General features: G+C 72.2%; 22 protein-coding genes and 3 pseudogenes. 16 read left to right on the top strand and 9 right to left on the bottom strand.

Features of this window, described 5'->3' with window-relative positions:
* Positions 1-6: 6 nt before the first annotated feature.
* The 5 genes from E4N63_RS28025 (at position 7) to E4N63_RS28045 (ending at position 4057) form a co-directional block, all read left to right on the top strand.
* Positions 7-372 (top strand): putative quinol monooxygenase, encoded by a 366-nt coding sequence (locus tag E4N63_RS28025; RefSeq protein ID WP_125624390.1) that lies wholly within the window; start codon positions 7-9, stop codon positions 370-372.
* A complete protein-coding gene (locus E4N63_RS28030) occupies positions 369-824 on the top strand; it encodes a VOC family protein (RefSeq protein ID WP_043472538.1) in 456 nt (151 codons plus the stop codon). Before E4N63_RS28025 ends, E4N63_RS28030 begins: the two co-directional genes overlap by 4 nt.
* 110 nt (positions 825-934) lie before the next feature.
* Positions 935-1495, top strand: coding sequence for a thioredoxin family protein (locus E4N63_RS28035; RefSeq protein ID WP_230241971.1), 561 nt, complete (start codon positions 935-937; stop codon positions 1493-1495).
* Positions 1496-1568: 73 nt separating this feature from the next.
* Positions 1569-3026, top strand: a complete 1458-nt coding sequence (locus tag E4N63_RS28040; RefSeq protein WP_230241973.1) for an MFS transporter — start codon at positions 1569-1571, stop codon at positions 3024-3026.
* A 371-nt stretch (positions 3027-3397) separates the two neighbouring features.
* Positions 3398-4057 (top strand): class I SAM-dependent methyltransferase, encoded by a 660-nt coding sequence (locus tag E4N63_RS28045; protein WP_125624394.1) that lies wholly within the window; start codon positions 3398-3400, stop codon positions 4055-4057.
* A gap of 117 nt (positions 4058-4174) precedes the next feature.
* Here the strand turns inward: E4N63_RS28045 and E4N63_RS28050 are convergent, their stop codons facing one another.
* Together E4N63_RS28050 and E4N63_RS28055 are read right to left on the bottom strand one after the other, a co-directional pair.
* Positions 4175-4486, bottom strand: coding sequence for an AzlD domain-containing protein (locus tag E4N63_RS28050; RefSeq protein ID WP_125624395.1), 312 nt, complete (start codon positions 4484-4486; stop codon positions 4175-4177).
* Entirely contained in the window at positions 4483-5322 is an 840-nt protein-coding gene (locus E4N63_RS28055) for an AzlC family ABC transporter permease (RefSeq protein WP_221772633.1), read from the bottom strand. The genes E4N63_RS28050 and E4N63_RS28055 overlap by 4 nt, the downstream gene beginning before the upstream one ends.
* A gap of 199 nt (positions 5323-5521) precedes the next feature.
* On the opposite strand from E4N63_RS28055, the gene E4N63_RS28060 reads away from it, so the two are divergent.
* The 9 genes from E4N63_RS28060 (at position 5522) to E4N63_RS28100 (ending at position 16019) form a co-directional block, all read left to right on the top strand.
* Entirely contained in the window at positions 5522-6505 is a 984-nt protein-coding gene (locus E4N63_RS28060) for a pyridoxal-phosphate dependent enzyme (protein ID WP_125624397.1), read from the top strand.
* Between the two features lie 77 nt (positions 6506-6582).
* Entirely contained in the window at positions 6583-8322 is a 1740-nt protein-coding gene (locus E4N63_RS28065) for a tetratricopeptide repeat protein (protein ID WP_228429679.1), read from the top strand.
* Positions 8323-8457: 135 nt separating this feature from the next.
* Positions 8458-8928: a DUF2000 domain-containing protein gene (locus E4N63_RS28070; protein ID WP_125624399.1), complete on the top strand. Its 471-nt coding sequence runs from the start codon at positions 8458-8460 to the stop codon at positions 8926-8928.
* 51 nt (positions 8929-8979) lie between these two features.
* The gene (locus tag E4N63_RS28075) at positions 8980-9999 is read left to right on the top strand and encodes a 2,3-diaminopropionate biosynthesis protein SbnB (protein ID WP_230241975.1); all 1020 of its coding nucleotides are present in this window, start codon (positions 8980-8982) and stop codon (positions 9997-9999) included.
* A gap of 160 nt (positions 10000-10159) precedes the next feature.
* Positions 10160-11353, top strand: a complete 1194-nt coding sequence (metK, locus tag E4N63_RS28080; RefSeq protein WP_230241978.1) for a methionine adenosyltransferase — start codon at positions 10160-10162, stop codon at positions 11351-11353.
* 58 nt (positions 11354-11411) lie between these two features.
* Positions 11412-12395 (top strand): carbohydrate kinase family protein, encoded by a 984-nt coding sequence (locus E4N63_RS28085; RefSeq protein WP_125624402.1) that lies wholly within the window; start codon positions 11412-11414, stop codon positions 12393-12395.
* 76 nt (positions 12396-12471) lie between these two features.
* Positions 12472-13377, top strand: a complete 906-nt coding sequence (gene metF, locus E4N63_RS28090; RefSeq protein WP_125624403.1) for a methylenetetrahydrofolate reductase [NAD(P)H] — start codon at positions 12472-12474, stop codon at positions 13375-13377.
* Between the two features lie 112 nt (positions 13378-13489).
* Positions 13490-14317: an IclR family transcriptional regulator gene (locus E4N63_RS28095; protein ID WP_230241980.1), complete on the top strand. Its 828-nt coding sequence runs from the start codon at positions 13490-13492 to the stop codon at positions 14315-14317.
* A 277-nt stretch (positions 14318-14594) separates the two neighbouring features.
* Positions 14595-16019 (top strand): peptidase C39 family protein, encoded by a 1425-nt coding sequence (locus tag E4N63_RS28100; protein ID WP_125624405.1) that lies wholly within the window; start codon positions 14595-14597, stop codon positions 16017-16019.
* Positions 16020-16123: 104 nt separating this feature from the next.
* Here the strand turns inward: E4N63_RS28100 and E4N63_RS28105 are convergent, their stop codons facing one another.
* The 3 genes from E4N63_RS28105 to E4N63_RS28115 are packed head-to-tail and all read right to left on the bottom strand — an operon-like array spanning position 16124 to position 18389.
* Entirely contained in the window at positions 16124-16633 is a 510-nt protein-coding gene (locus tag E4N63_RS28105) for a DinB family protein (protein ID WP_230241983.1), read from the bottom strand.
* 44 nt (positions 16634-16677) lie between these two features.
* Positions 16678-17337: a cyclopropane-fatty-acyl-phospholipid synthase family protein gene (locus tag E4N63_RS28110; RefSeq protein ID WP_230241986.1), complete on the bottom strand. Its 660-nt coding sequence runs from the start codon at positions 17335-17337 to the stop codon at positions 16678-16680.
* 41 nt (positions 17338-17378) lie between these two features.
* Positions 17379-18389 carry an alpha/beta fold hydrolase gene (locus E4N63_RS28115; RefSeq protein WP_230241988.1) on the bottom strand — a complete coding sequence of 337 codons (1011 nt, stop codon included), beginning with the start codon at positions 18387-18389 and terminating at the stop codon, positions 17379-17381.
* A 163-nt stretch (positions 18390-18552) separates the two neighbouring features.
* On the opposite strand from E4N63_RS28115, the gene E4N63_RS28120 reads away from it, so the two are divergent.
* Entirely contained in the window at positions 18553-19131 is a 579-nt protein-coding gene (locus E4N63_RS28120) for a helix-turn-helix domain-containing protein (protein WP_230241990.1), read from the top strand.
* A gap of 176 nt (positions 19132-19307) precedes the next feature.
* On the opposite strand, the pseudogene E4N63_RS28125 reads toward E4N63_RS28120, so the two are convergent.
* From E4N63_RS28125 to E4N63_RS28135, 3 genes and pseudogenes are all read right to left on the bottom strand, one after another.
* Positions 19308-20940: pseudogene (locus tag E4N63_RS28125) on the bottom strand (CotH kinase family protein).
* Positions 20940-21617: a DUF4956 domain-containing protein gene (locus E4N63_RS28130; protein WP_230241992.1), complete on the bottom strand. Its 678-nt coding sequence runs from the start codon at positions 21615-21617 to the stop codon at positions 20940-20942. The pseudogene E4N63_RS28125 and the gene E4N63_RS28130 overlap by 1 nt, the downstream one beginning before the upstream one ends.
* Positions 21614-22456 (bottom strand): annotated as a pseudogene (locus E4N63_RS28135) (polyphosphate polymerase domain-containing protein). Before E4N63_RS28135 ends, E4N63_RS28130 begins: the two are co-directional and overlap by 4 nt.
* 417 nt (positions 22457-22873) lie before the next feature.
* Here E4N63_RS28135 and E4N63_RS28140 point away from each other — a divergent pair.
* Positions 22874-24130, top strand: a pseudogene (locus E4N63_RS28140) (hemolysin family protein); the annotation flags it as partial.
* A gap of 130 nt (positions 24131-24260) precedes the next feature.
* Here the strand turns inward: E4N63_RS28140 and E4N63_RS28145 are convergent.
* Entirely contained in the window at positions 24261-26327 is a 2067-nt protein-coding gene (locus E4N63_RS28145; RefSeq protein ID WP_228429675.1) for an ABC transporter ATP-binding protein, read from the bottom strand.
* Positions 26328-26534: the final 207 nt, after the last annotated feature.

Here is a 26534-nt window from a genome sequence, read left to right on the forward strand (position 1 = left end):
GCACACGTGTACGCAGTGGTCGCACGCTTCGAGCTGAGACCCGAGAGCGCCGGGGAGTTCGACGCCCTGGCCCGGTGGCGCATCGCGGAGGCCGCGGCGGAGGAGCCGGGCCTGGTCGCCTACGCGATCCACCGGGTCGACGGGGAGCCGCTGGCCCGCGTCTTCTACGAGATCTACCGCGACCGCGACGCGTTCGCCGAGCACCGCGCCACGCCCCAGACCGCGGCGTTCCTCGCCCGGCACGCACCGTACGTCCAGGGGCCGCCGCGCATGGAACTCCTCGAACCGCTGCACACCGCGGGCCGGCTCGGCGGGGACCCCCCGCGCGTGCCGTTCCCCCTCGACCGGACCACGACAGGCAGGGAAGCATGACCACCTTCGCACCGCACCACATCGCCCTCAGCGTCGGCGACCTCGACCGCTCGAAGGCCTTCTACGGCTACTTCGGCTTCCGGCCGGTCGCCGAGTGGAGCAAGAGCGACAAGTCGCTGACCATCTCGCATCTGCGGCAGGACGACGGCTTCGTCCTGGAACTGTTCCACTACGCGGACGACGGCGCCCGGCCGCGCCCGGCCTTCACCGTGGGCAACAACCTGCCCGAGATCGGGGTGAAGCACGTGGGATTCACCGTGCCGGACCTGGCCGCCACCCGGGCGGAGATCATCGAGGCCGGGATCGGGGAGGTCACCGAGATCGCCCGCGGCCGGACCCTCGTCGACTACTTCTTCGTGATCGACCCGGACGGCATGTACGTCGAGGTCGTGCACGACGCGCGCGACCTCGACCCGGAGCGCCCGCTGCTGCTCACCGACGCCCCGCGCTAGCCCTCCGGCCCCGGGCCGGGCCCCGGTCCGGCCCGTGCCGCCGCGCGGATCCGCGCTCCCGTAGGCCCGGCCGCCCAGCCCCGTCGATCCGACAGAAAGGTCGCCCCACCGTGCCCGTCTCCTCCTTCATGGTGCCCCTGGGCACTCCGGCCCCGGACTTCGCTCTGCCCTCGCTCGACGGAAGCACCGTCCGGCGGGCGGACTTCGCCGGGGCGCCGGCCCTGCTGGTCGCCTTCATGTCCAACCACTGCCCCTTCGTCCGGCACCTGGAGAAGCACTTCGGCGAGCTGGTGGCGGAGTTCCCGCGGCTCGCGGCAGTCGCCGTGTGCAGCAACGACACGCGAGTGGCCCCGGACGACGGCCCGGACGGTCTCCGGGACCAGATCGAGCGGACCGGCTGGGACTTCCCCTATCTGCTCGACACCGGACAGCGGGCCGCCCTGGCCTACCGGGCCGCCTGCACCCCGGACTTCTTCCTGTACGACGCGGATGACCGGCTCGTCTACCGCGGCTCCTTCGACGACTCGACGCCCGGCAACGGCCGCGCGGTCACCGGAGCCCGGCTCCGTACCGCCGTGGAGCAGGTGCTGGCGGGCCTGCCGGTGCCCGAACCCCACCACCCCTCCATGGGCTGCTCGATCAAGTGGAGCCCGGGCAACGAACCCGCCTGACCCCGGTGCGGGTCCACCCGCGCGGACGGACCCGCACCACCGTGAGCGGCACACCACCCGACCGAGGAGAGCCATGGACCAGGGCTCCGCCGCCATCGCGGCACGGATGAACCGGCTGCCCCTGACCCCCACCCTGCGCCGTGTGATCGTCACCGTCGGACTCGCCCTGTTCTTCGACATGTTCGAGATCTTCATGTCGGGCGTGCTGGGCGCCGTGCTGGCCGAGGAGTACCAGCTCGGCCGTACAGAGGTCTCCGCGGTCATGGCCTCCGTCTTCGTCGGCATGTTCATCGGTGTGCTCGCGATGGGGCGGCTGGCCCACCGCCTCGGCCGGCGCCGCGCGCTGCTGCTGGCGGTCGCCGTCTACACGGTGTTCTCCGCCCTCGGCGCGGTGGGCGACGAGGTGTGGATGGTGGTCGGCGCGCGGTTCCTCGCGGGACTCGGCATCGGCCCGGTGCTCCCGCTCGCCGACGCCTATCTCGGGGATCTGCTGCCGTCCCGTTCCCGCGGCCGGTACACCGCGTGGGCGTACACCATCGCCTTCACGGGGGTACCGGCGGTCGGTCTGCTCGCCCGCTGGCTGGAGCCGATGGACCCGCTCGGACTGGCGGGCTGGCGCTGGCTGTTCCTGACCGGCGCGGCCGGCGGCCTCTCCGTCCTGCTGCTCCGGCACCGGCTCGTGGAGTCACCCCGCTGGCTGGCGTCGGTGGGGCGCACGGCGGAGGCGGAGGCCGTCCTGGCCCGGCTGGAGGCCGAGTCGGGGGACCGGGCCGGCCCGTCCGCCGCCGCCCGGCCCGCCGGGACGGAGGTGGCACCGGACCGGCGCCCCGCGGCCGTGGTGAGGACGAGGCTCAGCCCGGTCCACCGGCGCCGGGTCGCGATGCTGGCCGTGTTCCACCTGCTTCAGGCGTTCGGCGGCTACGGCTTCGGGACCATGGCCCCCCTCGTGCTCGCCGACAAGGGGTACTCGATCGTCAACTCGCTGCTCTTCAGCGCGGTGACGTTCGTGGGGTACCCGCTCGGCTCGCTGCTGTCCGTCCCGCTGATGGAGCGGGTGGAGCGGAAGCACCTCATCGTGGCGACGTCCCTGGCCATGGCCGGCTCGGGCCTGCTCTTCGGGTTCGCGCGGGGCGAGCCGATGATCATCATCTCGGGGCTCTGCTTCACGGCCGTGACCAACGTCTTCTCGAACGCCTACCACGTCTACCAGGCGGAAATCTTCCCCACCGCCGCCCGGGTCTCCGCGGTGAGCTGGACGTACTCGCTCTCGCGCCTCACCACCGCGGCGATGCCCTTCATCATGGTGCCCTTCCTGGCCGCCCACGGGCCCGGGGCGCTGTTCGCCGGAGTGGCCCTGACGCTGATCGCGATCGCGGTGAACATCGGAGTGCTCGGCCCGACGACCAACGGGCTCGCCCTGGAGGAGATGAACGAGGCGCTCGCCCGGCCGCCGGCCGGGACGCGGCTCAAGGTGCCCGGCGCTCCCGGCGACGGAAAGGGTGACGGAAAACGCGTGCGGGACCCCCGGTGACGTTCCGCCGAGAGGGCTGCGGACCACCGGGGCGGCACCGTCTCCGGGGAACCGCACCGGCCCGGCCGTACTCCGGCCGGGCCATCGGCATGACCGCGGTCCAGGACGGTGCGGGGGAGAGCGCCGTGGAATCCGGAAAAACGGCGCCCGGAAACCGGGAACAAGGAAAGAATTGCTGCCGGGTCGTCCGGCCCGGGAATCCGGAATATTGAAATCCGAAATACCCGGTGCGGAGCGAAAGGTGATCCTCCAATTCCGGATCTCCTGTTCACGCGGAGTTTTGGTTCAAATACCGAGACACCCTTTGTTTTGTCAACTCGGGTCGATAGGATGATTTTCATCAGTCATCCTATGGAGGTCAGGTGACAGAAATGCCCGAGTTTTCGGAGCTCCAGTACGGCTGGGAGAAGGCGTACCAGGAGCAGAGTGAAGGACCGTTGTGGCAGGAGGACCCGATTCCGGTGATCCCGCCGGCGATCGAGGCACTCAAGAAGCGGAATATCCGTACGGTGGTCGATCTCGGGTGCGGGGACGGGCGCAATCTGGCGGCCCTGGCCGACGCGGGCTTCAACGCGACGGGTGTGGACATCGCGCCAACGGGCCTGGCCCACGCGCGCCGGGTGATCCGTCAGCGGGCGTTCCTGTTACGGGCGGACGCCACGACGCTGCCGCTGGTCGACGCCTCGGTCGACGCGGTGACCTGTTTCGACGTGTTCGGGCAGATCCAGGACCCGACCCAGCTGATCGCCGAGGCCCGCCGGGTGGTCCACCCCGACGGACTGTTCGTCACCAACGCCTTCACGCTGAAGGACGAGACCTACGGCGAGGGCACCGAGATCGCCCCGCACACCTTCGCCTACAAGGACACGCTCTTCCGGTACTACGACGAGGACGAGATGCGGACCCTGTTCGCCGGCTGGAACATCCTGGAGATGGACCGCATCTCCTGGGACGACCCGCCGCACGGCGACTTCCGTCCCTACCCGCACAAGCACGACAACTGGGTGGTCTACGCGACTCCCCGGAGCTGAGCGTCCCCCGGGGCGCCGCCACCGCGGGGCCGCCCGGGCGGCGCGGTCCGACCGCCGTGCCACCCGGGCGCACCGCCGCGGGGCGCCCGGTCCGCGCCGGCCCGGACGCGGGCGCGGTCAGCCGGCCGCCCCGGCCCAGCGCAGCAGCGCCGTGACCGCTGCCGCGGCGACCACCGTGACGAGGAACGGGGCCTTCTTCCAGATGCACAGGGCCGCGACGGCGATCCCGGCGACCCGTGCGTCCAGCGCGATCTGCTGCTCCGCGGTGAAGGTCTGAACGGCGATCAGCGCGGCGAGCAGGGCGACGGGAACGGCCTCGGCCGTCAGGGAGACGGCCGGGTGATCCAGCGTCCGCTGGGGGACGAGCAGTCCGAGCAGCTTCAGCGCGAAACAGGCCGCGGCCGCGACGGCGATCCAGGTCCAGCTCATGCCGCACCGTCCTTCTCCGGCGTGCCGCCGTCGTGCCGTGTGCCGTCCGGGTCCTCCGGGCGGGCCGCCGCCGCGCCGCCGGAGGCCGGCGGCGCCGTTCGCAGCGCGGCCCGGGCTCGGGGGGTGAGCAGCACGCTCAGCGCGGTCAGGCCCGCGAGCACCACCGGGAGCCCGGCTCCCACCAGGGGGGAGACACCCACCGCCACCACGCAGGCCAGAACGAAGACGATCCGGTTGGCGCGTTCCCCGAGCCGGGGTGCCACCAGGGCGAGGAAGGCGGCGGAGGACGCGGCGTCCAGACCGAACGCCTTGGGATCCGCCATGAGGGAGCCGGCCAGGGCGCCCGCCAGCGTCGCGAGGTTCCAGCACAGGAAGACCACGCCGCCGGTGGCCCAGTAGGCGTAGCGCGCCGTGGCCCGGTCGGGCCGGCCGATGGCCATGGCCGCGCTCTCGTCGCTCAGGAGGTGGGCGGCGGGCAGCAGTTGGCGGCCGCGCAGCCCGAGCACCGGGCGGAGGCCGACTCCGTAGAACAGGTTGCGCGCACCGAGCAGCACCGCGGTGGCAGTCGCCGTCGCGCCCGTACTGCCCGCGGCGAGTGCTCCCACCAGGGCGAGCTGGGAGGAGCCTCCGTACAGGAGGAGGGAGAGGAACTGGGTTTGTACCACCGTCAGGCCCGAGGAGACGCCCAGAGCGCCGTAGGAGAGTCCGTACGCGCCGACTGCCAGGCCGATGCCCAGGGCATCCCGCAGGAGCGCCGGCCGGCCTAATCGCGTCGCCGGTCCCCTCGTTGTCTCCGGAGTCCCAACGGACTCTGCTGTCTCTGCTGACTCGCTCACGGGTCGCCTTTCTCGGGAGCTCGGCATTCCGGTTCCGGTTTCGGCTCAGATCCTGAGACGGTGCTTTTGGCGGTCAGACATCATGCGTAGGCTGACCGAGCAATGTCATTCAGCTGCATCAGTATGACATGCGCGGTCGTCGGATTTGGTAGCCGTTCGGTCGAGCGGCGAACGAATCGAGGGGAAGGTCCGCAAGTCCATGCAGCACCTCTTGGAACGGTTCGAGGCCCTGCTCGGCCCGACGCCCGTGAAGACGATCGAACTCGACGTCCTCGGACGGCCGCGCAGACTTCATCTGAAGTTGGAGGGTTACAACATCACCGGCTCCATCAAGGCCCGCACGGCCTATGGGCTGGTACGGGGACTGGTGCAGGACGGCCGGCTGTGGCCCGGCGCCGAGCTCCTGGAGTCGACCTCGGGGAACCTCGGCGTGGCGCTGGCCAGCATGGCCAGATACCTGGGCGTCGGATTCACCGCGGTGGTCGACCCGTTGAGCACCGCGGAGAGCCGCTCCCGTCTCCGGGACCTGGGCGCACGCGTCGTCATGGTGGAGGAGGCCGACCACGCGGGGGGCTATCTGCTCTCCCGGCTGGCCAAGGTGCGGGAACTGCTGGAAACCGATGACCGGTACGTCTGGGGCAACCAGTACGAGAGCCGGCGGAACCCCGAGATCCACCGGGAGATGACGGGCCCGGAGATCCTGGGCCAGATGCCGATTCCTCCGGACGCGCTGTTCGCGGCCGTGTCGACCGGCGGGACCTTCGCCGGTCTGAGCCAGTGCTTCCGGGAGCGGGGACTGGCCACCCGGATGGTGGCCGTGGACATCAGCGGCTCGGCCGCGTACGGAGGCCCGCCCGGGAAGCGGTACCTCTCCGGCATCGGCGCCAGCCGCCCGTCCTCCTTCCTCACGGACGAACTGATCGACCACTACCTCTATGTGGACGTGGACGAGACCGCCCGTTACTGCCGGAAGGTCCTGCGGGAGGCCGGGATCCACCTCGGCGCTTCCTCGGGGGCGGTCGTGGCGGCCTGTGTGCGCCACCTCGGGGAGAACCCCGATATAACTGACCCGTTGTGCATCTGCGCCGACGGTGGAGAGAAGTACGAGAGCACGGTCTACAGCGACAGGTGGCTGGAGACGGTCGGCGGAGTGCCACAACCGGGCGGTGGTGGCATCAGGTGACCGCCCCCGGGGATGTCCGGTAGGCGGTGGTTGTCGCTCCCCGCGGAGCGATGCAGGGACGAAGGCAGACGACGAGGATGAGAAGAGTGGCCGAGGTGCGCCAGGCGCTGGAGGAACGGGTGCTGCGCGGAAGGCGCCTCGCCGCCGGGGAACTGGCGGATCTCTCCTCCGTCGATCTCCGGCAGGAGAGCGAGCACGACGTCTCGGTCCTGCTCCTGCTGGGCGCGCTGAGCGCCCGGATGGGAGGCGGCGAGCCGGTCACCCCGGCACTCTTCGACATCGCCCGGCGCTACATGGAGACCTCCCTCCTGTACACCGGGCGCATCCTCCCGCGGACCAAGGAGATCATCGAACTCCTCGACGGGGGAGTGGACGAGAGGTCCCCCGACCTCCTGGTGGAGGTGGCCGACCATCTCAGCCAGGGATGGCCGACCTACCCCGACTCCGTCTTCCCGGCCGGCCTGGCCCGGCTCTCCGAAGGGCTGGGGCTGGGAGGCGAGCCGGCGCGGTACACGCGGGTCTCCTTCGTGCTCTGGTGGCAGGCGTTGGGAGCGGCCGCGGCGGGCGACCACGACCGGGCGCTGCCGCTGATCCACGACTCCCTGGAGCGGTACCGCAAGTACCTCTACTACGCGGACGCCGCCTGGCTCTACACGGACATCGTCATCAACCACCTCACGGCCGGCCGTCTGGAGGAGGCGGTGACCGCGCTCGGCAGCCAGCGGCACTATGTGGAGGAGGTGTACGCCTCCCACCCCTCGGCCACCGGGGCCCGTTCCTTCGCCTTCTCGCTGGGGGATGTGCAGAGCGGCAGCTACAGCACCTTCATCGAGTCCTCGTCGCTGCGGCCCAAGGAACTGTCCGACCAGGACCGGGCCCTGCTCAAACGCTATGTGCGCACCAGCGAGTTCCTCATCGCCGCCTGCCGTTACGGCTCCCGCCGGGACTTCGACGCGGCGATGGACGTCTTCTCCTTCGGCTGGGTCACGTTCCAGCAGTCGCCGTATCCGCGGATCTTCAGGCACCTCGCGGACCGGTACGGAGGGCGGGCCGGCTCGTGGAGCGTTCATCTGACGGCGCATGAGCAGTGGCACCGGATGCTGCGCACCTACCGGGTGCGGACCAAGGCCCGCCAGTTGATCGACGTGGCCGTGACGCTGCACGACCGGCTGGCGTACGCGGGCCTGGAACAGCAGGCCGACCTGGTCCTGCTGGACGCGGCCGTGCTGCACGAGCGGCTGCACGGAAAAGGTGCCGCGGTGGAGTGGATAACGCGCTATCTGATCGACATCAGACCGAGCATTCCGGAGATCCTCCAGGTTGCCGTCGATTATCTGCAGGCGCCGCAGAATATCGCCGGGCGGAGATTTCTCAGTAAATACATCGGGCTCCGTACGGATTTCCTGGTGCCCGAGATACTGCCGGTCGTGCTGCTCGACGAACCGGGTACGGGCTCGCCGTCATGGGAGGTTGCGCTGTATGGAAACCTGTTGTCCGTGGAAGGGGTGACGGTATACGAAGAAACCCCGCCGCCACTCCTTGACATTCTGCGGGTACTCGGAGAAGAATTCATGCGGAGTCGTGAGAAGAATGAGGAACCCTCATTTCTCTCGGCGTCGGAACTGTCCGCCCGGACCCACCGCACCCCCGCGGCCCTGGCGCAGTCCGTCCGCAGGTTCCGCATGGCGTGCCGGGACAGGTTCGACGAGGTGACGGACTGGGACATCGCGTCGGACGCGGTGATCCAGGGGCGTCCGGGCTACCGCATGAATCCACAGAGCGTCCGTAAATTCACGTCGTATTCGACCATCGACTGACCATCGGGTAACTATTACCAGACCGCCGGCCGGCCACCGGCCGGGCACGACCGACAGCAATTCCGGGTGCGGAGCAGCGCCCATTCCGTCCGCCGTTCACGCGGCATCACAAGAGAAGCGTTCCGGGGTACCGCCATGTCCGAATCACTTTCCATCGCCGTCGAGCCGGAAAACGTCGACACCGACTGCAAATTCGTGGTCGCGGTCAGGGCGAAGCTCGATCACGGGGTGGCCATGAACGCCACCGCCCACCTGTGCCTGGGACTGGTCGCGAAGGCCGCCCAGGAGCGTCCGGAACTGCTTCCCCGCATGTCGTTCCTGCGCTTCCCCGACGCCGGGGGCGAGGAGCACTGGCCGGTGTCGGGCCTCTCCCTGGTCGTCCTCGAAGGCCGCCCGGCCTGGCTGCGGCGGCTGCGCTCCGAGGCCGCGGAGGCCGGACTGCTCTGCACGGACTTCACCTCGGCCATGACCGGCGGCACCTACGCCGACCAGCTCGAACGGATGGAGCGGACCGCGGAGGCGGACCTCGACTACTACGCCGTCGCGGCGTTCGGGCCGCGCGACGTCCTCGACCCGCTGACCAAGAAATTCTCGTTGCTGAGGTGACGTCCGGCGCCGCGGCGCCGGGCCACCGAACCGACCCATGAGGGGGAACTCATGCAGGAAGCACGTCACTCCGGGAATCTGGTGATCGTCCCGGGCGCCGTCGTCGAGACGGTCCTGGCGGAGCTGGGCAAGGAGTGCAGGCAGGTCGTCGAGGACGTGTACATCGAGGCGGCCCGGGGCGGCCTGGTCAACCCCGACAGCCTGTTCCTGCGCCCCGACCCCGACCGCCGCGAACGCGCCATCGCCCTTCCCGCCTACGTGCCCGGAGCCGCGCCCGCCATGGGCGTGAAGTGGATTTCGAGCTTCCCCGGGAACCTCGCGCTCGGACTGCCCCGGGCCTCCGCCCTCATCGCCCTCAACGACGTCCGCACCGGTCTGGCCACGGCCGTACTGGAGGGGTCCCGGATCAGCGGCCACCGCACCGCGCTGTCCGCCGCGGTGGGCGCCCGGGCCCTGCGCGGGGGCGACAGCCGGATCGGGAAGCTGGCCGTGATCGGCACCGGTTACATCTCCGCCACCACCCTGGCGGTCATGGCCGGTGAGGGCTGGACCGCCGGTTCCCTGGCGGTCCACGACCTCGACGTGGACCGGGCCCGCGCCTTCGCCGCGGAGCGCACCCACGGCCTCGCCTCCTCCGTCTCCGTCGCCGGCACCCTCCGGGAGGCGCTGGACGACGCGGACGTGGTGCTCTTCGCCACCACCGCCGTCGTCCCGTACGTCACCGACGCCGGGTGGTTCAAGCCCGGGGCCGTCGTCCTGCACATGTCGCTGCGCGACCTGGAGCCGGAGGCCATGGCGGACGCGGCACACGTCGTGGACGACGTGTCGCACGCGCTGCGGGAGAAGACCTCCCTGGCCCTGGCGGTGGAGCGGGGAACCGTACGGCGCGAGGACATCACCGCCATCGGCGACCATCTGCGCGGTGCCGCCCGCCCCTCCCGCGGGAGGACCGTCGTCTACGCCCCGTTCGGTCTCGGCTCGCTGGACATCGCCATCGGCGCCCTCGTCCTGGAGCGTGCCGCCGGCAGGGAAGGCGTCGTCACCGTCCCCGACTTCGCCGGTCTGCTCTGACCCCGCGTTCCTGATCCGCGCCCCTGATCCGCGCCCCGTCCCCGGGACGCGCCGGCCGCCTGTCCCGTGCGTCCTCCGCGTCCCGTGTGCCACCCCGTGTACCCACCCCGTGTGCCGTCCCCGGCACCCGGCCCTGCGCTCCACCGGAGGAGGAACCGCCATGTCCCGCCGCCTGTTCACCTCGGAGTCCGTCACCGAGGGACATCCCGACAAGATGGCCGACCAGATCAGCGACACCATCCTCGACGCGCTGCTCCGTGAGGACCCGGGCTCCCGGGTCGCCGTGGAAACCCTGATCACCACGGGCCTGGTGCACATCGCCGGCGAGGTCACCACCCGCGCCTACGCGCCGATCGCCCGGCTCGTCCGCGAGAAGGTCCTGGAGATCGGATACGACTCGTCGGCCAAGGGCTTCGACGGCGCCTCCTGCGGTGTCTCGGTGTCCATCGGGGCGCAGTCCCCCGACATCGCCCGCGGCGTCGACACCGAGGGCAAGGACGGTGACGACCTGGACCGGCAGGGCGCGGGCGACCAGGGCCTGATGTTCGGCTACGCCTGCGACGAGACCCCCGAACTGATGCCGCTGCCCATCGCGCTGGCCCACCGTCTGGCGCGCCGCCTCACCGCCGTCCGCAAGGACGGCCTCGCCCCCTACCTCCGCCCCGACGGCAAGACCCAGGTCACCGTCGAGTACCGGGGCAGCCGCCCCGTCCGTCTGGACACCGTCGTCGTCTCCGCGCAGCACGCGGCCGACGTCTCGCTCGGCTCGCTGCTCGCCCCGGACATCCAGCAGCACGTCGTGGAGGCGGAGTTGAAGCAGCTCGCCGAGGACGGCATCGCGCTGGACACCGACGGACACCGGCTGCTGGTGAATCCGACGGGGCGGTTCGAGATCGGGGGGCCGATGGGGGACGCGGGGCTGACCGGCCGCAAGATCATCATTGATACTTATGGTGGTATGGCCCGGCACGGTGGTGGTGCCTTCTCGGGGAAGGACCCGTCGAAGGTGGACCGTTCGGCGGCGTACGCGATGCGCTGGGTGGCCAAGAACGTCGTCGCGGCGGGGTTGGCCTCGCGGTGTGAGGTGCAGGTGGCCTACGCCATCGGCAAGGCCGAGCCGGTCGGTCTGTTCGTGGAGACCTTCGGTACCGCCACGGTGGACGTGGAGCGGATCGAGCAGGCCATCGGTGAGGTTTTCGATCTGCGTCCGGCCGCGATCATCCGCGATCTCGATCTGCTTCGTCCCATCTACGCCCGAACCGCCGCCTACGGTCACTTCGGCCGGGAGCTGCCCGAGTTCACCTGGGAGCGCACCGACCGCGTCGACGCACTGCGCAAGGCGGCGGGGGTGTGACCGGGCCGGTCCATCGGCCCCCGGCACGCGTGCGGACCACGGACGGGCGGGAGTGAGGATGCGTATCGCGGTAGCGGGTTCCATAGCCACCGACCACCTGATGACCTTTCCCGGGACCTTCGCGGAGCATCTGCTCCCGGAGGAGCTGGACAAGATCTCCCTCTCCTTCCTCGTCGACGAACTCGACGTGCGGCGCGGGGGAGTGGCGGCCAACATCGCGCTGGGCCTGGGGCGGCTGGGCCTGTCGCCGGTGCTCGTCGGGGCGGTGGGCGCCGACTTCGCCGACTACGGCGTCTGGCTGAAGGAGAACGGCGTCGACATCGACTCCGTCCGGGTGTCCAGTGCCCGCCAGACGGCCCGGTTCGTCTGCCTGACCGACGGAGACGCCAATCAGATCGCCTCCTTCTACGCGGGCGCGATGGCCGACGCCCGGCACATCGACATCACCGAGGTCGTGGCGCGCATGGGCGGGGCGGACCTCGTCCTGGTCTCGCCGGACGACCCGGTGGCCATGCTCCGTCACGCGCGACGGTGCCGGCGGGCGGGCATCCCGTTCGCCGCCGACCCCTCCCAGCAGCTCGCCCGCCTCACCGACGCGGAGGTCCGGGATTTCGTCACCGGGGCCGCCTGCCTCTTCACCAACGCCTACGAGGCGGCCCTGCTCCTGCGGCGCACCGGCTGGAGCGAGCGGGAGGTACTGGAACGCGTCGGCACCTGGGTCACGACCCGGGGCGGGGACGGGGTGACCGTCACCCGGGCCGGGCAGCGCCCGCTGCACGTCCCGGCGGTACCGGTCACCGAAACGGCCGACCCGACCGGCGTCGGCGACGCCTTCCGCGCCGGCTTCCTGGCGGGCACCGCCTGGGACTGGCCCGACGAGCGCTCGGCCCAACTGGGCTGCGCCCTGGCATCCGTGGTGATCGGCACGGTCGGCACCCAGGAGTACGAGCTGTCCGCCGGAGAACTCCTGGGCCGCGTCTCCCGGGCCTACGGCGCCGCCGCGGCGCACGCCATGGAGCGGGCCCTCGGAGGCACGGGATGACGGGACCGAACCCGGGCCCACCCGGGGCGGGGGCGGGCAGGCCGCCGCACGCGGCACGACGACCGGAGGGACAGACGTGAGACCACTCGGCGAGATTCTCGCGGCGGGTGAACGGACGTACTCCTTCGAGTTCTTCCCGCCCCGGACGGAGACCGGAGAGCGCACTCTGTGGCACGCCGTCCGCCGGGTCGAGGCCCTGGCGCCGACGTTCGTGTCGGTCACCTATGGCGCGGGAGGCTCTTCCCGGGACCGCACGGTGCGGATGACCGAGCGGATCGCGGCCGAGACGACCCTCCGCCCCGTCGCCCATCTGACCGCCGTGGGGCACTCCGCCGCCGAACTGCGCCGGATCATCGGCCAGTACGCGAGTGCGGGGGTCCGCGATGTGCTGGCCCTGCGCGGCGACCCGCCCGGTGACCCGCGCGGCCCCTGGACCCCGCACCCGCGGGGCTTCCGCCACGCCGGTGAACTGGTGCGCCTGGTACGGGAGCTGGGGGACTTCGGGGTGGGCGTCGCCGCCTTTCCGGAGCGCCACCCGCGGTCCCCGGACTGGGAGAGCGACATCCGGCACTTCGTCGCCAAATGCCGGGCCGGGGCCGATTACGCCATCACCCAGATGTTCTTCCACGTCGAGGACTATCTGCGGCTGCGGGACCGGCTGGCCGCCGCGGGCTGCACGACCCCCGTCATCCCGGCGATCATGCCGGCCACCGACGTGCGGCAGATCACCCGCTTCGCCGAGCTCAGCGGAGCCGCCTTCCCACCGGACCTCGCGCGGCGCCTGGAGGCGGCCCGGGACGACGCCGCCGAGAGCCGGCGGATCGGTGTGGAGCACGCCACGGAGATGGCCCTCCGGCTGCTGGCGGAGGAAGCACCCGGGCTGCACTACATCACGCTCAACCGCTCCACGGCGACGCTGGAGATCCACCGCAATCTGGGCCTCCCGCGCGGCGGCCCGCGGACGGCCCCGGCCGCCGCCTGAGCACCACCGTGCCCCCGTCCACCCGCCCGCCCTTCCGGAGCAACCGATTCCTTGGAGTCATCGATGAACGACGTCCGCCCTCTCCCCGCGACTCCCGGAGCGGAGGGGAACGATGGCCGGTAACGCACGGGCCGCCGGTGCGTCGGTGACCAGCAGAGCCCTCTCGATACTCGGTGCCTTCGACCCCCTCCACCCCAGCCTGACCCTGTCGGACATCGCACGGCGGACCGGGATCCCCCTCGCCACCGTGCACCGCCTCTCCGGAGAACTGGAGACCTGGGGCGCCCTGAGACGCGGCTACGACGGCCGGTACCGCATCGGCCTGCGGCTGTGGGAGCTGGGTTCGTTGTCCCAGGCCCTGACCTCGGCCCGGGAGGTGGCACTGCCCCACCTGCGGAAGCTGTACGAGCGGACGGGCGAGGACAGCTATCTGGCCGTCCCCGACGGCTCCGACGCCGTGTTCGTGGAGTATCTCGGCGGCCGGCGCGCCGGTACGGCCGGGCCGCGGCGCAGACCGCGCCACCCCCTGACCGGGTCGGCCGCCGGCCTCGCCCTGCTCGCCCACCGCGGCGCGGGCGCGTCGGGCCGGCGCACCCGGCTCGCGGAAGTACGCCGCCGCGGCTGGGCGCTGACGCGGGACCACGAGGTGCCCGGCCTGCTGGCCCTGGCCATGCCGGTGGTGGCCGTCACCGGCACGGCCGACATGGCCATCGGGCTCTGCGCGCCGACCACGGACCGGCTGGCCCGGTGGCGCGAGGAACTGTCCCTGACCGTGGCCGCGGTACAGCGGGATCTGGCCTGCCGGGACTCTCCGGCTCCCGCCGGGCCGGTGACGGAGGACGACGGCGCCGACGACTTCACCTCCGGCCTTCCGCGCCTGCCGGAGAGCGGACGCGGGGAACGGCTGGCCGTGCGCCTGTCCGTACGGCTGGGAGGCTGACGGCCGACGGCCCGCGGGAGGAACGCGCACCGGCGGACCGGGAAACCGGGGAAGGGGAGAGGGAGCAGGGGAGGGGAAGCCGCCGGTCATTCGGCCGCGTGGCCGTACCGGCCGGCAAACGGGCCGACATCCGCGCACGAGCGCTGGTCGGCGGGTATCACGACGGGGATAGTGGAAGACCCCGCGGCGGCGCCGGAACGCGCCAACGCGGGCCGCACAGCCCCGTACCCGTGCAGCAGACCAGTGGCCCGACCGGCCCATGACTGGGGGAATCCGCATGACCTCACCCACACCACGGCGTACCCTCCTCGCCGCCGCACTCGCCACGGCGGCGGGCGCCGCGGCGGCCCCCGCCGCGTTCGCCGTCCCCGGCGGAGGCCGGGCCCCCGGCGCCCAGGCGGGCCCGGGCACCGCCACCGCCGCCACCAACCCGTCCGACACCACCGCCGGGAGGGGCGTGCCCCGCGTGGACTACCACGGCTGGACCACCGCCTCGGACTGGCGCGGCGGCGCGGCCGAGGGCACCGCCGTCCGCACCGGCCGCAGACCCGGTGTCGCCATCGGCCGCCCGGCCGGCCGCACCGACTACACCGACCCGCACACGCAGCAGACCGCCACCTGGGAGTACGCCACCTGGACCGGCCCGGTCCGCCGGCTCTCCGTCCCGGCGAACGAGGTGGTCCCCTCCTGGAACGCCCACACCCCGGCCGGCACCTGGCTCCAGGTCGAGCTGCGCGGCACCTACACCGACGGCACCGACACCCCCTGGTACGTCATGGGCCGCTGGGCCGCGGGTGACGGCGAGGGCGACATCCGCCGCACCTCCGTCGACGACCAGTCGGACGGCAGGAGCAGCATCTGGACCGACACCTTCTCCGTCAACAGCTCCGCCGGCGACCTGCGCCTCGCCTCGTACCGGCTGCGCCTCACCCTCTACCGCAAGCCGGGCGGCGACCGCACCCCGGTGGTCTGGCGGCTCGGCGCGATGGCCTCCGACATCCCGGACCGCTTCACCGTCCCGGCCTCGGCGCCGGGCGCGGGGGCCGCCCGCGAGCTGGAGGTGCCGCGCTACTCGCAGAACATCCACATCGGCGAGTACCCCGAGTACGACAACGGCGGCGAGGCGTGGTGCAGCCCCACCTCGTCCCAGATGGTCATCGAGTACTGGGGCCGCAAGCCGACGAAGCGGCAACTGGCCTGGGTCAACCCGGAGTTCGCCGACCCCCAGGTCTGCCACGCCGCCCGCTACACCTTCGACTACCAGTACGACGGCTGCGGCAACTGGCCCTTCAACGCCGCCTACGCCGCGACGTACCGCGACATGCAGGGCATCGTCACCCGCCTCGGCTCCCTGGGCGACGTCGAGAAGCTGATCGGCGCTGGCATCCCGGTGATAACGTCCCAGTCCTTCCTGGAGTCGGAGCTCGACGGCGCCGGCTACGGCACCGCCGGCCACCTGATGTGCCTCATCGGCTTCACGGAGGACGGCGACGTCATCGCCAACGACCCGGCGAGCGACAGCAATGACGCCGTGCGCCACGTCTACAAGCGCCGCCAGTTCGAGAACATCTGGCTGCGCACCAAGCGCTACAACGCCTCCGGCAAGGAGGCGAGCGGCACGGGAGGCATCTGCTACCTCTACTGGCCGGCCCGCCCCACGGCCGTCCAGCGCCGGACCCTGGCCGCACTCGGCATCTGCTGAGCCGCTGCCGAGCGAGCCGCCGCCGGGCCGCCGCCGGACCTGAGGGCCCGGCGGCGGCCCGCGCCGAAATCGCCGCGCGTGACCGCCCGTCCGGCGGCCGGGAGTCAGCGCCCGGTGGACCCGTCGATCTGCTCGCGGAGGATGTCGGCGTGGCCCGCGTGCCGGCCGGTCTCCTCGATCATGTGCACCAGGACCCACCGCATCGACGGTGCCGCCCTCGCCGCTGCGGGGCCGGGGCGCGGGCGGGTCAGGTCCGTACAGGCTTCGATGACCTCGTTCGCCCGCGCGATGGCCTCCCGGTAGTCGGCGAGCACACCGCCGGCTGTCTCCCCGGGGGACGGCCTCATGGTCCCGGCCCAGTCCTCGGGCTCCTCCCCCAGGAAGTGGAACCGCTCGACGCACGCCAGATGCCTGACCAGGCCCAGGAGGCTCGTTCCCGAGGGCACCCCGGCGGTCCGGACCTGCGGTTCCGGTACCCCCGCCGCCTTGTCCGCGACCGAGCGCCGCAGATATTCGAGGAACCCGAGAAGGACGGCCTTCTCGTCGCCGCCGGTTCGCGGAGGTCCGGTGTCCCGCGTCCGCGTCGTGGCTTCCGGTGGGTGATCGAGTGGCATCGCGTTCCTCCGCTGCGGGGCGTGTCGTGTGGTCGGGTGCCCGCTCATCCGGTGGTCCGCCGGAGAACGAGGACGTGGTCGGTGACGGTCGCGGTCTCGCCGGAGGGGCCGGTCGCCCGGCGCCGCGGCCTGTCCGCGCGCAGGACGGGCCACTGCCCGGGGTCGAGATCCAGCTCGGCGGCGATCTCGGCGGGGGTGGGGTGGTGGACGCCGGGGTCCCGGTTCCAGGACCAGGGCGCGGTGGAGCCGTGGTCGACGATCAGCAGGAGACCCCCGGGCCGCAGGGCCCGTGCGGCCGTGCGCAGGATCCGGCTGCGGGGCAGCGGGAACGGGGTGTGGAGGTACTGCGCGGAGACGAGGTCGAACTCCCCGGCCGGGAAACTACGGGCCAGATCGTGCCGTTCGCTGGTGACCCGGTCCCCGGCACCCAGTTCACGGGCGCGCTCGCGTACCCGTTCGACGGCGGTGGCGGAGACGTCCACGGCGGTGACCCGCCAGCCGTGCCGGGCGAGCCAGAGGGTGTCGCCGCCCGCACCGCAGCCCAGGTCCAGCGCGGCTCCGGGGCGCAGCGGCCCGGCGGTCTCGGCGAGCAGGGGGTTCACGCGCTCGCCCCCGCCGCTCCGGGCGGCGTAGTGCCGCTCCCAGAACGACTCGGCCTCGTGGTCCGCGGGGTCGGCGTGGTCATGGCTTCGTGTGGCGTCCATGCGCGGTGGCTCCTTTCTTCTTGGGTGGACGTGCCGTGCCGTCACCGGGCTGCCCGGTCGTCGAAGAACGCCAGCAGTTCGGCGGTGACGAAGTCCGGGTTCTCCTCCGGCAGCCAGTGGCCCGCTCCGGGCACCTCAACGGCCCGCGTGATGCGGGACATGCGGGGTTCGGCGGTGGACCGGGTGAACTCGAGCAGGCCCTCAGCGGTCATGAGCATCGTCGGCACGGAGACCGGCGCGGCGGCGGTGTTGTCGCGCTCGTCCCGGTCCAGCGTCCGGTAGAGCTCGAACCCGCCGGTCAGGACCCGCGGCCGGCGGTAGGTGCGGGCGAACTCGTCGACCTGCTCGTCGGTGAAGGGGGACTCCGCGCCGGGCCCGCCGAAGCTCGTACCGCCGTGGGCGACGTACGGATAGAACAGTTCGAGGTACTCGCGCACGTCGTCGGCCACGAGCGTCTCCGGGAACATCTCCTGGTCGTGGAAGGCGACATGCCAGCTCAGCGACCGGTACCGGTCGGCGCTGAGTCCGGGGCCCGGAAGGGGATAGTCCAGATGGGCATACCGGGCGACCTCGTCCGGGTACCGCGCGGCGTACTGGAAACCGACGCCGGCGCCGAGGTCGTGCCCGACGAGATTGATGTCGCGCAGGCCCAGGTCGCCGGCGACCAGGCCGTGCACGTACCGCGCGAGGGTGGCCTTGTCGTAGCCGGAAGGCGCTCCTTCGCTGTCACCGAGTCCCGGCAGGTCCAGCGCGTACACCGTGTACCGCTCGGCGAGCGCCGGCATGATGCCGCGCCATGCGTACCAGGACTGTGGCCAGCCGTGCAGCAGGACGAGCGGCTCGCCGGTTCCGCCGGTGACGTAGTGCATGCGCACCCCGTCGACGAGGGCGAACTCATGGCGGAACAGGCGGTTGAACTCGGCGTCGTCGCGGGTGGCGGAGTCGAAGGACGGGGCACTCGCTGCCGCGGCCGGACGGTGTGGTGCCTCGTCCTGCGTCCGTCCGGCGCCCGTCGCACACGCGGACGTCAGGACGAGAACGGCCACGGCCATGGCCGCGCCGCGCCTCCACCGTGACCCGGCCGGGCGGATGACGGCTGTTCCGCTCCCGTGAGCTGTTGTGGCATGCGTTGTCATGCGGACTCACCTCCGCGGGCAGCATCCCCGCCCCGGTTACGGGCTTGCAAGAAAAGTTGCGGATCCGCATGATGGTGGGATGAGCGGAACGGGAGAGGACGTCCTGGCGGGGGTCGGACCGCGCCTGCGCGCCCTGCGCAGGGCGCGGGGCGCGACGCTGAAGGACCTGGCCACCGAGACGGGCCTGACGCCGAGCACGCTGTCCCGGCTCGAGAACGGAAGACTCCGCCCCACGCTGGAGCAGTTGCTGCCCCTGGCCCGGGCGCACGGCGTTCCGCTCGACGACCTCGTCGCGGCACCGCCGACCGGGGACCCGCGCATCCACCTGCGGCCGGTGCGGCGTTCCGGGCTGGTCCTGGTGCCGCTCACCAGACGGGCCGGGGGCGTCCAGGCGTACAAGGTGATCTACCCGCCCGCGGGCCGGGCGCCCACCATGGATCTGCGGACCCACGAGGGATACGAGTGGTTCTACGTCCTCAACGGACAGGTCCGGCTCGTGCTCGGCGAGCAGGAGTTCCGCCTCGGGCCGGGGGAGGCCGCCGAGTTCGACACCCGGGTGCCGCACTGGATCGGCAGCGCCGGCGGCGAGCCCGCGGAACTGCTCACCCTGTTCGGCCCGCAGGGCGAGCGCGCTCACCTGTCGGCGTCCGGCGCATGACCCTCCGGACCCGGCGCGATCCACCGGCTCCGACGGCGAAAAACCTCCAGCGCGCTCCGAAGCCGTGATCCGCCCCGCCGGACCGGCCTGATGGGCCGCCGCCACACCACCACCGTCATCGCACAGCCACGCCGCCGCCGGACCGCGGGGCCCGGCGGCGGCGTGCTGCGGGGGGATCAGCCGGTGACCTCCTCATCCTCGGCGAGGGCCTCGGTCCGCGCGGACACCGTCTCGCGCAGCCTCGCCACGGCGGTGGACAGCTCCTCGGTGTCCGCGCCCGCCGCACGCGCCCCGTCCGCAATGCGGTCCAGGACCCGGAGCGCGGTGCCGGAACCGTAGAACTTCTCGTACAGCTCGCGGTAGGCCGTCTTGTACGCGTCGTCGAAGGCATCCAGTTCGAGGAAGCGGTCCTTGAGGGGATGGCCCGTCATGCCGCCGGGCATGCCGCCCCCGCCTCCCCGTCGTCCGGCCCCCGGCCGTTCTGCCCGCCGGGGCTCCGGGCGGCATGTCCTCGGTCCCGCCCTTCGGCGGCTGCACCTTCTGCCCGGCCCGGCCGTCGGCCGTGTCCGCGCCGGTGCCAGTGCCCTCCCGCTCGGCAGGGACGCCGCCCTTGCCGAGCGAGTCGTCCGGGCCGGCCGCCGTGTCGCCGCCGAAGGACAGGTTGTAGTCCCAGCCCAGGACGGAGAACTTCTTCGTGTCCAGGTCGTACCAGAGGAGGTAGTTCTTGCCCGGGCCGCTCATGTCGTCGAAGTTCAGCAGCAGGTTCTGCGCCGCGGTGTACGCGGCGAGGGAATCCACGTCCACGTACCGGCCGAGCTCCTCGGCGAACTCCTCGTCGGACGCCCGGTCGGCCCACTTGATGAGGCGGATCACCGGGGTGAGGTCCTGGCTGCCGGCCTTGTTGAGCTGGCGGAAGGACGTCTCGTACGCGGACGGGTCGTCGCCGCGGTAGGCGAAGCTGCCGCCGGCCCGCGCCTTGTACAGCACGCCGTTGCCGTCGCCGACGGCCTCCGCGTACTCGGTGTCGGGGTTCTCGACCATGAGCCGGGTGACGGCCGGCCGGTCGTTCACCTTCACCGAGGAGAAGGCGTACCGCTCGGCCGGTTCCCCGGAGGCAGCCGTCAGCGACAGGGACAGCGCCTCGTTGAGCGGTACCGCGCCGCCGCTGCCGGGGCGCAGGGAGATCTCCCGCTCGCCCTGGTAGGCACGGCCCTCGATGTACTCGTCGATCTTGATGAGCCAGGGCAGTTCCTCGGGCTTGTCCGGCGACAGGTCGTACATCGTCATGCCGCCCGCTCCGCCGGGGCGGCGGCCGCCGCCCGCGGCGCCGTCCGGCGCGGCACCGCCCGGCACGGCCCGGCCGCCACCGGGCATGCCGCGGTCGCCGCCGCGCAGGGACATCAGAGTGGAGTTGCCCTTCAGGCGGATGCCGACATCCTCCAGATGGACCCCGTCGATGGTGAGATCCGCCTCGATGTACTCCTTGGAACCCTCCTCGCGGAACTCCTTCATCATCTTCTCGAAGTCGGTCGTGTCGTACTCGAGCTGGATCGTGTGCGCCACCGAGTCGTCGTACAGGCCGACCGTGCCGCGGACGTTCTGCGTGATCGCGTCGGCCTCCACGGCGGAGGCCGAGGTGACGTACGGCGAGACCCGGGCGTCGCCGATCGTGTACACCATCACCGCCAGCCCCGCGCACAGGGCCGCCACCGGTCGCCAGTGGTGCCGCAGCCGCACCGGAACGCGGTCCCGCAGCCGCCGCCGGCGCGCCGCCCCGGGAGCCCGCCGCGCCTTTCCGCCGCCGGGCATCACAGATCGGTCTGGTCGTAGCCGGTGAGGACCGTCACCCGCTGCCCGGCGGTGCGTTCCTGGAGCGCGGCCACCAGGTCGGCGGGTTCGGTGCCCTTCTTCATGCGCACCGTGTAGAAGATCTCCACGAGCGCCCCGCCGCGTATCGTCTCGGTGCTCACCAGCTCGAACTCGGTGGTGTAGCGGATGAGGACATCGCGGACGGCCGGCGTGTAGTCCTCCCCGGCCGGGACCTGGACCTTGACGACCTGGCGCTGGATGTTCAGCCGGAACCAGTTGAACTTGTACATCACGACGACGACGGCGCAGATCACCACCGCGGCGACCGCGGCCAGGGTGTAGAACCGGGCACCGCAGGCCATGCCGATCGCCATGGCCAGGAAGACGAAGCCGACGTCCCGGGTCTCCTTGATGGCGTTCCGGAACCGGATCACGGACAACGCGCCGACCAGGGAGAACGCCCGGGCCAGATTGGAGCCGACGACCAGCATGATCAGCGCGACGATCATGCCGACCAGGACCAGCGTCTGGACGTAGGACTGGCTGTAGGAGATGTTGCGGTGTGTGTACCGGTAGACGTAGCCGATCATCGTGCTCAGGACGAACGAGAGCGACATGGCGGCGACGACGTCGAGGACGCTGAACGTGCCGCTGAGTTCCTGCAGTTCGAAGTTCACTGTGCTCCTGCTTTCACGGGCGCGTGGGGGTGCCGCGCCGCCGGCTGCCGTGCGGCGGCCGTGGGGTCGGGGCGGGGGCGGGGAGGTCCGCCCCGCCGATGTGGAAGACGGACCGGGGCCCGGCCGAACGCCTCGATGGACTGGACGTACTTGGAGACCCGCACGAGAGCGAGGTTCCGGCGCGCGGCCAGATCGCTGATCCAGTACGGCGTGCGCTCGTTGACCTTGACCTCCATGACGGCCAGGTGCGGCGGGATCGTGAACCGGTTCTCCGGGTCGGCGGTCCCCAGGTGGAAGTCGCGGTCCCGGCCGCGCACCCGCCGGTCGAACGTCACCCGCAGCCCGGTGTCCGTGCCGGTGCCGACCAGGGCCTCGCGCTGGTATCCGGTGATCGCGGTGGCCCGCAGGTTCAGCCGGACGAGGAGTTCCAGCACCTCCTGGACGAACGCGCTCTCCCCCGGGGCGTGTTCGATCAGCTCCCGGCCGTCGCAGAGCCGCCGGGCCGTGCCGTAGGGAAGGGCGATGCGGCGTTTCTGGGTGACCCGGTTGACGCGCTGCTTGATCTCCACGCACACCGGCGACGCGTCGGTCACGCCGGACGGGTCGCCGTAGTGGCGGATGCGAAGCTTCCGGCGGAACTTCAAGCCCTCGATCTTCTCCCAGTAGAAGCGGAGCCCAGGGGAGTCGTAGTAGAGACTCCAGACTCCGTAGCCGCCGGCCGGGCTGTGGGGGTCGGGGTCCATGCGTTCGGCCAGCTCCTCCCGGATGCCGGCGGCCTGCTCCACCGGGACCAGGTACTTGAGCTCGAAGCGGTTGAACACGTGCGGCCGGCCGGCCACCCGTTCCGGCGGCCCGCCCTCCCGCTCCGCCGCCTCCTCCGCGGAGGCCTCGCCTGCCTGATTCCCTCCGTGTCGTCCGCCCCGCGGTGCGGACGTTCCGGGTCGCGCCACCCTGCGCCTCCTTCGTTCGTGCGGTCCGGATCTTCCGGCTCCGGACAAGCAACCAGTGGCGTATGAGAGGGCGATGAGAATTGCGCGAGGATTGGCCGAGAAAGTGCGATGACCGCGGAGCGAACGCCCGGTTGCGGAGGCCCGGCCGGGAGACCGTCCGCGGGGGCTCCGGAGACCCCGCGCGCGGCAGGCGGCCGCGCGCTGCGCGCCCCCCGTCCCCCGGATGGCGCAGCGCCGGAGCGGTGCTGGGGACGGGCGGCGGAGGGCACCGCGGCCCCGCGCCCGGGACGTGGCAGGGTGGCCGTCATGGACGGCTACTGGTGGGAGCTGGCGCTGGTCGCCGCGCTGATCGTGCTGAACGCCCTGTTCGCGGGCAGCGAGATCGCGCTGATCTCGCTGCGGGAGAGCCGGCTCCGCCGGCTGCGGCGCCGAGGCGGTACGACCGCGGCCCGACTGGTGCGGTTGGCCGAGGACCCGAACCGCTATCTGGCGACGATTCAGGTGGGGATCACCCTGGCCGGGTTTCTCGCGTCGGCGACGGCGGCGGTGTCCCTGGCCGAGCCGGTGGTGCCCCGGCTGTCGTTCCTGGGATCGGCGGCCGAACCGGTGGCGATCGCCCTGGTGACGCTGGTGCTGACGTTCGTGACGCTGGTGGCCGGGGAGCTGGCGCCGAAGCGGCTGGCCATGCAGTTCGCCGAACGGTGGGCGCTGCTGGCCGCCACCCCGCTGACGGTGCTCTCCACCGCGTCCCGGCCGGTGATCTGGGCCCTGGGCCGCTCCACCAACGCCCTCGTCCGAGTGCTGGGCGGGAATCCGCGGGCGGGGCAGGAACCCCCGACCCCCGACGAGCTCAAGGACATGGTGGTCGGCCAGCGCGGCCTGACGGCCCAGCAGCGCAGGATCCTCGCCAGTGCCCTGGAGATCCACGAACGCATCCTGCGGGACGTCCTGGTGCCGCGCCGCTCGGTGTTCACGCTCGCCGCGTCACTGCCCGCCGCCGAGGCACGCGCCGAGCTGGCGGGCGCCGGCCACTCCCGCGCGCCGGTCGTCCGGGCCGGGCACTTCGAGGACGTGGTCGGCGTGGTGCGCCTGCGGGACCTGACGACGAGCGACGACACGGTCCCCGTCGCCGAGGTGGCCCGGCCGGCCGTGGTGTTCTCCGACTTCATGCGGGTGTCCGAGGCCCTGCGGCGCTTCCGGGCGGACCGCCAGCAGTTCGCCCTGGTCGTCGACGAGTACGGGTCGGTCCAGGGCATCGTCACGATCGAGGACCTGCTGGAGGAGATCGTCGGGGAGATCTACGACGAGACGGACCGCGACGTGCTGTCCGTGCGGCGGCAGCCGGACGGCTCCCTGCTCCTGCCGGGGGCCTTCCCGGTCCACGACCTGCCGGACATCGGCGTCGACATGGGAGACCTGGCGGCGCGGGGGCGGTTCACCACCGTCGCCGGTCTCGTACTGGACCGGCTCGGCCGCATCCCGAGGACGGCCGGGGAACGGATCCCGGTGGGCACCTGGGACATCGAGGTCACCGAGGTGGACCACCACGCCGTCACCGGCGTCCGGCTCCGCCCCCGGGTCGCCGCCGACCGGGAGAGCGAGGACCGGGAGGCCGGGAACCGGGAGCGCGGGGCGGGGCCGCGAACGGGGCCGGGGGCGGGGCCTGAGCCGCGGGCAGGCGAAGGGCCCGGGCTCAGCCCCGGGCGGCGCCGTCCTGCTGGGGCGGGATGCCCTTCGGCGTGCCGTTGCCGGAGGGCCGCTGCTCCCGGTCGAAGGCGGCGGCCTGGAGTTCGTACAGCTCGCGGAAGTGGCCGCCGGGGCGGGTCAGCAGCTCGGACGGTGGGCCGGACTCGATCAGGCGGCCCTCGTGGAGGACGTGGACGAGGTCGGCGTGGCGGACCGAGGCCATGCGGTGGGTGATGAGCACGATCGTCTGCCCGGCGTCGGCGAGTTGGCGGATCTGGCGGAAGACCCGCTCCTCGGCCTTGGCGTCCAGGGCGGCCGTGGGTTCGTCCACGACGAGGATCTCGCCGTCCCGGTAGCGGGCGCGGGCGATGCCCAGGCGCTGCCACTGACCGCCGGAGAGCTGGTGGCCGCCCTTGAAGGTGCGGGAGAGCAGGGTGTCCCAGCGGCGGGGGAGCTCGTCGACGAAGTCGACCCCGGCGTGCTCGGCCGCCTCGGCCAGCCGCCGTTCGCACAGCGGCGCCGAGGTGTCGGAGATGGCGACGTTGACGCGGGCGGTCATCGGCCAGCGGTAGTGGTCCTGGGCGACCACCGCGAACCGCTCGAAGACGGCCTGCCGATCGGCGTCGGCCGCGTCCACCCCGTCCCACAGGATGCGCCCCCGCTGCGGCGCGTAGAGCCCGCACAACAGCTTCACCAGGGTGGACTTGCCGGAGCCGTTCTCACCGACCAGGGCGACGACGCCGCCCAGCGGGATGGCCAGGCCGACCTCGCGCAGGACGGGGGTCTCCTCGCAGCCCGGGTAGGCGAAGGTCACGTCCTCCAGCCGGATCTCCCGTACCCGGGCGGGCAGTTGCCGTCCGCCGACGGGAATCTGGCGGTCGGCGGACTCCTTCAGCAGCCGGTTCAGATCGGCGACGTGCATCGACTCCTCGTGCAGGTAGTTGACGCGCCGGATCAGCCCGTCGAGGGCGCCGGTGCCGGTGCGGATCGCCATGACCGCGGCCCCGGCGCCGGCCAGGGCCATGGCGCCGGTCCACAGCAGCGCGCCCAGCAGCAGATACGTGGCGAGGGTGACCAGCCCGGTGAGGGCCGAGGCCAGCAGGCCCGTACGGGCTGCGAGCCGGGCCAGCCGGGTCTGCTCCTCCTCCGCCGCCCGCGACATGCCCCGGAAGTGCTCCAGGATGAACGGGCCCGCGCCGTGCACCCGGACCTCCGCCGCCGCGTCCGTGTCCGTCAGCAGCTGGGAGAGCATCGAGGAGGCCCGGACATGCTGGAGCCAGCGGTGGAACGACCGGTACCGGCGGCGCGCGACCGTCAGCGAGGCCCAGGCGCTCGGCACCACCATCACCACCAGCATCGGCAGCAGCACCGGATGCAGGACGGTCAGCACCCCGGCCGCCGCGACCAGCGACAGCAGACCCGAGATGACGGCCACGCAGTGACCGACCATCCGCCGCGCCGAGTCGGCGCCGAACTGGGCCGACTGCAGCAGCCGGTGGAACTCCTCGTCCTCCATGGCCGCCATCTCGACCCGGTACGCCCGCTCCAGGTACATCTCCCGCGCCAGCCGCTCCACCCGCGGCTCCAGCGGCCCGGTGAACCGGATCGACGCGGCCGAGCAGAGCGCCCCCACGGCGGCGGCCCCCGCGACGAAGAGAACCACGGGGAGGGACTCCCGCAGCCGGCCGTCCAGGGAACCCGGTCCGAGCAGCACCGCGAGCAGCGCGTTGACCCCGAGCAGGCCCACGGCCTGCGCCGCCCCCCGCCCGATCTCGGCGAGCGCGACCGCCGCGGTGGCGCCCCGCCCGGCCTGCCAGGAGAGCCGCACGGCCATCCCCATCAGCCGGGGGAGCGTGGCCGCCATGGTGCGCAGCGTGAGGGCGTACCGGGTCTCCTCGTACGAGGCCCAGCTCGTGTCGTACACCAGCCGCCCGCCGAACAGCAGCCGCTCACTCTCCGAGACGCCGCCGCCGACGGGCCCGGCGCCCTTGCCGGGGCTTCCGTCGGGTTTCGCGTCCTGCTCGCCGCCCGGCCCGTGGTTCTCAGACGAGTCGGCCTGTGCCGATGCCGTCATCCCATCCCCCTCGTGTGGTCGGTCCCGCCCTGCCGGGCTCTGGTGGCGGCCGCGGGGCGCGCACCATCCGGCTGTGGACGCGCAATCAAACGGATGCTCGGTTCAACGGCCAGGACGGGCCGTACGTAACGGGCCGGACGCGGCGGAGATGCCGCGTCTGTCACGAAGTGCCCTCGCCCGGCCGCCCAACCGGTTGATCGTCCCAAG

It is taken from the genome of Streptomyces sp. MNU89, from assembly GCF_020982505.1.
GTDB classification, from domain to species: Bacteria; Actinomycetota; Actinomycetes; order Streptomycetales; family Streptomycetaceae; genus Streptomyces; species Streptomyces xinghaiensis.